This window comes from Apilactobacillus ozensis DSM 23829 = JCM 17196 (assembly GCF_001435995.1).
GTDB classification, from domain to species: Bacteria; Bacillota; Bacilli; order Lactobacillales; family Lactobacillaceae; genus Apilactobacillus; species Apilactobacillus ozensis.
In genome coordinates, this window is the sequence record NZ_AYYQ01000031.1 from 122,940 (window position 1) to 129,063 (window position 6,124).

General features: G+C 29.1%; 9 protein-coding genes. 4 read left to right on the top strand and 5 right to left on the bottom strand.

The features are described from left to right. Positions 1–14: 14 nt before the first annotated feature. Together ytpR and FD06_RS04995 are read right to left on the bottom strand one after the other, a co-directional pair. Positions 15–653 carry a YtpR family tRNA-binding protein gene (ytpR, locus tag FD06_RS04990; RefSeq protein ID WP_056966476.1) on the bottom strand — a complete coding sequence of 213 codons (639 nt, stop codon included), beginning with the start codon at positions 651–653 and terminating at the stop codon, positions 15–17. Between the two features lie 19 nt (positions 654–672). Beyond that, positions 673–996 carry a thioredoxin family protein gene (locus FD06_RS04995; protein WP_056966478.1) on the bottom strand — a complete coding sequence of 108 codons (324 nt, stop codon included), beginning with the start codon at positions 994–996 and terminating at the stop codon, positions 673–675. Positions 997–1,092: 96 nt separating this feature from the next. On the opposite strand from FD06_RS04995, the gene FD06_RS07600 reads away from it, so the two are divergent. Then, positions 1,093–1,386 carry a hypothetical protein gene (locus tag FD06_RS07600; protein WP_156403097.1) on the top strand — a complete coding sequence of 98 codons (294 nt, stop codon included), beginning with the start codon at positions 1,093–1,095 and terminating at the stop codon, positions 1,384–1,386. 3 nt (positions 1,387–1,389) lie between these two features. Here FD06_RS07600 and trmB read toward each other — a convergent pair whose 3' ends face one another. The 3 genes from trmB to FD06_RS05015 all read right to left on the bottom strand — a co-directional run bounded on the left by trmB (position 1,390) and on the right by FD06_RS05015 (position 4,139). Then, entirely contained in the window at positions 1,390–2,043 is a 654-nt protein-coding gene (gene trmB, locus FD06_RS05005; protein WP_056966480.1) for a tRNA (guanosine(46)-N7)-methyltransferase TrmB, read from the bottom strand. Positions 2,044–2,193: 150 nt separating this feature from the next. Beyond that, entirely contained in the window at positions 2,194–3,405 is a 1,212-nt protein-coding gene (locus tag FD06_RS05010; protein ID WP_056966482.1) for an ABC transporter permease, read from the bottom strand. After that, positions 3,402–4,139, bottom strand: a complete 738-nt coding sequence (locus FD06_RS05015) for an ABC transporter ATP-binding protein (protein WP_056966483.1) — start codon at positions 4,137–4,139, stop codon at positions 3,402–3,404. Before FD06_RS05015 ends, FD06_RS05010 begins: the two co-directional genes overlap by 4 nt. 144 nt (positions 4,140–4,283) lie before the next feature. Between FD06_RS05015 and FD06_RS05020 the strand changes: the two genes are divergently transcribed. The 3 genes from FD06_RS05020 (at position 4,284) to FD06_RS05030 (ending at position 6,032) form a co-directional block, all read left to right on the top strand. After that, positions 4,284–4,715, top strand: coding sequence for an HIT family protein (locus FD06_RS05020; RefSeq protein WP_056966484.1), 432 nt, complete (start codon positions 4,284–4,286; stop codon positions 4,713–4,715). A gap of 2 nt (positions 4,716–4,717) precedes the next feature. After that, on the top strand, positions 4,718–5,038 hold the full coding sequence (locus FD06_RS05025) for a hypothetical protein (protein WP_056966486.1): 321 nt from the start codon (positions 4,718–4,720) through the stop codon (positions 5,036–5,038). Between the two features lie 112 nt (positions 5,039–5,150). Then, on the top strand, positions 5,151–6,032 hold the full coding sequence (locus FD06_RS05030; protein WP_056966488.1) for a peptidylprolyl isomerase: 882 nt from the start codon (positions 5,151–5,153) through the stop codon (positions 6,030–6,032). The last annotated feature ends 92 nt before the right edge of the window (positions 6,033–6,124 follow it).

A 6,124-nucleotide genomic window follows, 5' to 3' on the forward strand; every position in this document is an offset into this window, starting at 1 on the left:
TCCTAAAATTTATATTATACAAATAAGTCAGTTGCTGCTTTAGGATTAAAAGCATCCCCTACCTGATAAGAATCAGGTAATATTAAAGCACCTGGTTTTTGAGGAGCATTGGGAATTTTTAATTCTCTACCAGAACAAATCATTCCATTACTTGGTTCGCCCTTTAGTTCACCAGGCCAGATAATTAATCCATTAGGCATCATTGCACCAACTTTAGCAACTACTACTTTAATGTTTTCTTGCATGTTTGGTGAGCTGCTAACAATTTGCAAAGTATTATCGTTATCAACTACAGTTTCGGTTATTTTTAAATGATCAGACTTAGGATGTGGCTTAACTGTTTTCACATATCCCACAACAAATTTAGAATCTTTATCCAATTGGATTTCTTGCTCTAAATCACTTTCCTCAAGCACTTGGTTTAGTTTTGCTACATCTTCTGCAGACAAAATAACTTGTCCATTGTGTTGAGCTAATGTTGGTAAAATTTTACTAGCATTTAAAAAATTAAATCCAATTGTTTCATTATTGTCTTGATTATAAATTCTTACAACATTGTTCTTTTCTGCCTCGGCTTGATTTTTAACATCTTCGCCTAAAATAACAACTAGTATGTCACCCATTTGACTTGGATTGTAACTAGCAATTAACATTTAAAATCATCTCCAATTATTATTTATCCAAACCGTTTAAGAAACTCTCAACTTGTTCCTTAGTTTTTCTATCTTTGTTAACTAAACGTCCCGTTTCTTTACCATCTTTAAATACAATAAAGCTAGGAATGCCAAAAACTTCTAATTCAGCTGTTAAATCAATATTCTCATCTCTATCAACTGATAAAAATTGATAGTCAGAATAGTCCTTTTCTATTTCTGGTAAAGCCGGTTTAATAAAAGAACAATCTGGGCACCAATCTGCAGAGAAGAATAAAACATATTGACCGTTTTGAATTTTATTTTTTAATTGTTCTAAACTCATTTTTTCTAATTTTTCCATATTAATCACTCAATCCTTATAATAGTATATACCAATCGTTAGAGGTTGGCTAAAAGTCATACGTAATTATATAATAAAGTTAAATTATATTCAGAGGTGAGGTTTATCAACTTAAAAAGAATAGTTACAACTGCTGTTGGCTTTTCAGTAATAGCCATAAGTGCATACATTATAAATCAAGAAACATTGTTTAATAAAAATGCAAATTTAGAGAAATTAATCATTAAAGAAGTAAAAAAACAACTATCGCTATCTAATGTGTATGGATCTTGGATTACATTTAACCATTCTAACAAAATATTTACTGGACAAATATTTGTCACAACCAATAAATCATATAGTTTTAAAGCTAATGCTAAAGGAAAAGTTTTATCAATCACAGAAGACTAGATACTAGTCTTCTTTTTTATTATCAAATTTAACAATTGCTTTATAGATAGGACCTTTTTTACTAAATTTATTCTCATATTCAGTTTCTACGTTATCTTCATTTTCTGGACTATTGTGTAAGTCTAGCGAAACATATTCAAAATGCATACCATAGTTATTAAATGTAACTAGTGAATATTCAAAAAGCCCTCTATTATCAGTTTTAAAAACAATTGGCGCATCTTCTTTTAATACTTCAGCATAACTATCTAAAAATTTAGGTGAAGTTAATCTACGCTTAGCGTGTCTTTTTTTAGGCCATGGATCTGAAAAATTAAGATAAATGGTAGAAATTTCATGATGATTAAAGAAGGTATTAACTCCTGCACCGTCCGTGTGCACTAAAATCACATTATTCAATTCTTCACTTGCTAATTTTTTCAAAGCCAAAGCAATTACTGATTTTTGAATTTCTACACCTATAAAGTTAATGTTTGGAAATTTTTTAGCCATTTCTATAATGAATTTTCCCTTACCCATCCCTATTTCAACATGAATAGGTTGGTTTTTAGAAAATTTTTGTGACCATTTACCTAACCAATTTTCTGGGTCTTCAACTATATAATCAGAATGTTCTTTAATAAAATCATCAGCCCATGGTTTATTTCTTACGCGCAAATCATTTCCTCCTCAATTTTTATCAATCCAATAAAAATAGCCAAAACACAATCGTTTTGACCATCAAAATTACTTGAAATCAAAATAAATAACTATTGTTATTTTACTTTGATAAATGCAACAACGTCAAGCCTTAAAAGACCTTTATAACTAAGATTTCATAATTCTTTTTGACATATAAATTCTTACCATTACAACAGATAGCAAGTAGTTCAAAATTAATGATAATAAACTATATACTAATGAGCCTGTACCTATAAAACTAGCAATAAAGAAAACTACTAAAACTATACATGATAAGAAGCTGAGCACTTTTTTAAACCCTAAGACTTTATCTTTTTCACTTATTGGATAAATGTGCACAAACGCATTACCTTCAAAGTGTTTATAAAACGGAATCAACTGGAATATTATAAGATATATAAATAATAAACTGATCACAACACTTAATATCTTATTATCTATAAACGCTAGCAGTATAATTCCAATTAAACTTAAACGTATATACAATCCACTAAATTCATTATTTCTCAGTAATCCACGAATATATAAATATGAGAACGTATTGTCATGATTAGTCTTAAATATACCCATTAAGAATGAAAGATAACTTCTACGCTTAACTGAAGTTGTTAGTTGTGGAACATCGGTAAACATATTAAAAAATTTGTAAACATTTAACATTCGGCTATTTTCGCTATTAATTATTTTATTCCAATTCAATGGATTATGTTTACTTTTAATAATCAAATGGTAAATGAATAAATTAAGCACTATCACTAATCCTACTGCTAAATATGAATTTAAAAATACAGCTATTATTAAAAGCACAGTAGGATAAGCTACTCTAATATTAAATTTATTGTATAAATAGTTTTTAGGAATATGATAACTAGTTAGTAAATCAAAACTTATCATGCTTACCTTTAACATGGTAAAAGTAATCAAATATGCTAATATTCCAATAATATCATAACTATTTCGAGAAATATTAATTAATGGAACTAACACAATTCCACACGCTATTTGAACTGGAATCGCCATTAACAAGCTATAATTATATGCTGATTTTAGATAGCTATAAAAATCTTTTTCTCTAGGTAATAAAAATACGTAATCTGGTTTTTGAACCAACGTAGTGAAGTGACTAACTTGGACTATTAGTAGACCCAAAATCACCACTAACGGTTTTATCCACCACATTCCATAATTTAAATGTTTTAGAATTTGTGAATATTCAAGCGCTAAACCACCTACAAAAAACATTAACGCTATCACAAAAAAATCATTCAATACATATTTTAAATATCCAGTAACTTCCGTAACATGGGCAGATAATCTTTTTGAGAATAAAGCTTTCATGATTTTGAATCTTCCTTAGCTAAGGATAAATAAATATCATTTAAAGAGCTGTCATCGTTACCATACTGTGCCTTTAAAGATTTGAAATCGCCTTCTGTTCTAATTTGCCCATTATGAATCAAAACGAAACGATCACAAAACTTTTCAGCAGTATCTAAAACATGCGTAGACATTAAAATGCTGCTGCCATTTTGTTTTTGACGGTCAATTAAATCTAACAAATCATTGACAGCTAAAGGATCTAAACCTAAAAATGGCTCATCAATAATGAATAGCTTAGCATTAGTAATAAAAGCACATACAATCATTACCTTTTGCTTCATTCCCTTAGAAAAATTAGAAGGAAACCATGCTAACTTATTGTCTAATCTAAACCGCTTCAATAATTCATTAGCCCTATCCCACGTTTTTTCTGGATTTAAGCCATATGCCATCATAGTCATTTCGATGTGTTCTTTTAAAGTTAACTCTTCATACAAAATTGGTGCTTCAGGTATATAAGCAATTTGTTGCTTGTATTGATTAATATCATCTTTAGATGACACTCCATTAATACTAATGCTTCCTGAAAATGGATTTAATAAGCCAATAATATGGTTTATGGTAGTTGACTTACCAGCTCCATTTAATCCAATTAGTCCAACTAGTTCACCATCTTTAATATCAAATGAAATGTTTTTTAAAACTGGAACTTGTGAATATCCACCAACTAGATTGGATACTTTTAAAGCCATTAAACTCACTCCTTTATATTTACAATTATAGCATAGCAATAAACTAAAAATTTTCACTAAACATAGGCAAAACTTAAATAGCTTTTAACATTAGTGTATAATCAGAAATACAGTATAAATCATCGTTTGAAAGAAGGAATATATATGGATAATAACTGTATTTTTTGTAAAATAATAAATGGAGATATCCCTAGTTACACAGTCTATGAAGATGATATAGTAAAAGCATTTTTAGATATTTCACAAGCTACTCCTGGACACACACTAGTTATACCTAAAAAGCATGTTAAAAATATTTATGAATATGATGAAAAATTAGCTGAAAATGTTTTCTCTAGAATTCCTAAGATTGCCCGAGCTATTCAAAGATTCAATCCTGAAATCAAGGGAATGAATATTGTTAACAATAATGGTGAAGTTGCTTATCAATCAGTATTCCATTCTCATTTTCACTTAATTCCCAGATATAGTAGTAAAGATGGCTTTGAAATGTCCTTTCAAGACAATGGGAAAAAATATAATGCAGAAGATTTGGAAAAAATTCAAAAAGAAATTTCTAAAAATATGGAGGAATAATTTTGAGTAGAATTTTAAAATTTTCTGGGATTTCGCTAGCTGCACTGGGTTCATATCTAGTGTTAAAAAAAGAAAGTCCTGAGCATTTTTTCAACCGAAGTAGACGTAACGTTAACAATCTTATTGAAAATATTGCTGACATAAATGATAAAAAGCAAAACTTAACAGATAGCATTAATAAGCTAAAAAAAGAATTAATGAAATCTCAAATGGTTATTAATTCAGTTAATAAAGACGTCGAAATGTTTAACTTTAAAATCAATCCTAGAATTAAAAGAATTGACGAAAAGTTAAATGAATTAAATCAGAAATTTTCTCATTAAAGATTTTTTTAAATTACTATAAGAAAACCTGATGTTATGTTATATTAGAGATAATGTGCTGATGTTTAATCAGCGACAAATGTAATTATTTTAAGAATGGATGTGTAGATTTATGAATAAAAAATGGGCAGTAGGAATTGCCGGAGTTTTACTAAGCTGTACTTTAGCTGCATGTGGTAGTAAAACGGTTGCAACTACTAACGGTGGAAAAATTACTGAAAGTGAATACTACAGCAGTATGAAAAACACTTCTAATGGTAAAGCCGTTTTACAACAAATGATTTTAAATAAAGTATTGAACAAAGAATACGGAAACAAAGTATCTGATTCAGATGTAAATAAGCAAGTTAATACTTACAAAAAAATGTATGGCAAACAATTTGAACCTATGTTACAACAACAAGGTTTGACTTTAGCTTCATTAAAAGACCAACTCAAGTCCAATCTTTTAATTAAAGCTGCTATAAAAGAGAACACTAAAATTTCAGATAAAGATTTACAAAACCAATTTAAGTCTTTCCAACCAAAGGTTACTGTTAACGAAATTTTAGTATCAAGTAAGAGTGATGCTGAAAAAGTAATTAGCCAACTTAAAGATGGCAAGAAATTCTCTGACTTAGCTAAGAAATACTCTAAAGACTCATCTAACAAGAACAATGGCGGTCGTTTAGATGCATTTGACAACACTGATACTACTTTGGATAGCAACTTCAAAGAAGCTGCTTTCAAACTATCAAATGGTGAATATACCAAGACCCCTGTTAAGACTCAATACGGTTACCAAGTAATTCAAATGGTTAACCATCCTAAGAAGGGTTCATACAAAGACCATATCAACGAACTTAAAGATCAAATAGTTAATGAAAAGGCACAGGATAGTGTTACAGCACGTTCAGTTATGTCTAAAGTCCTTAAAAATGGTGGTGTAGAAATTAAAGACAAAGATTTACAAAATATTTTGAGTGGATTCTTAAGTAACGACTCCAAAAAATAATAATATAAGTAAAAAGGAACTCTTCAATAAGAGTTCTGATGTGAACCCCAAAAGTTAGACAACTTTTACTAGGATATTAATCCTAAATATTG

Excerpts from the sequence above, each read along its gene's own strand:
- FD06_RS05030 (WP_056966488.1), top strand. The coding sequence starts at position 5,151 with ATGAATAAAAAATGGGCAGTAGGAATTGCCGGAGTTTTACTAAGCTGT.
- FD06_RS04995 (WP_056966478.1), bottom strand. The coding sequence starts at position 996 with ATGGAAAAATTAGAAAAAATGAGTTTAGAACAATTAAAAAATAAAATT.
- FD06_RS05015 (WP_056966483.1), bottom strand. The coding sequence starts at position 4,139 with ATGGCTTTAAAAGTATCCAATCTAGTTGGTGGATATTCACAAGTTCCA.
- ytpR (WP_056966476.1), bottom strand. The coding sequence starts at position 653 with ATGTTAATTGCTAGTTACAATCCAAGTCAAATGGGTGACATACTAGTT.
- FD06_RS05020 (WP_056966484.1), top strand. The coding sequence starts at position 4,284 with ATGGATAATAACTGTATTTTTTGTAAAATAATAAATGGAGATATCCCT.
- FD06_RS05010 (WP_056966482.1), bottom strand. The coding sequence starts at position 3,405 with ATGAAAGCTTTATTCTCAAAAAGATTATCTGCCCATGTTACGGAAGTT.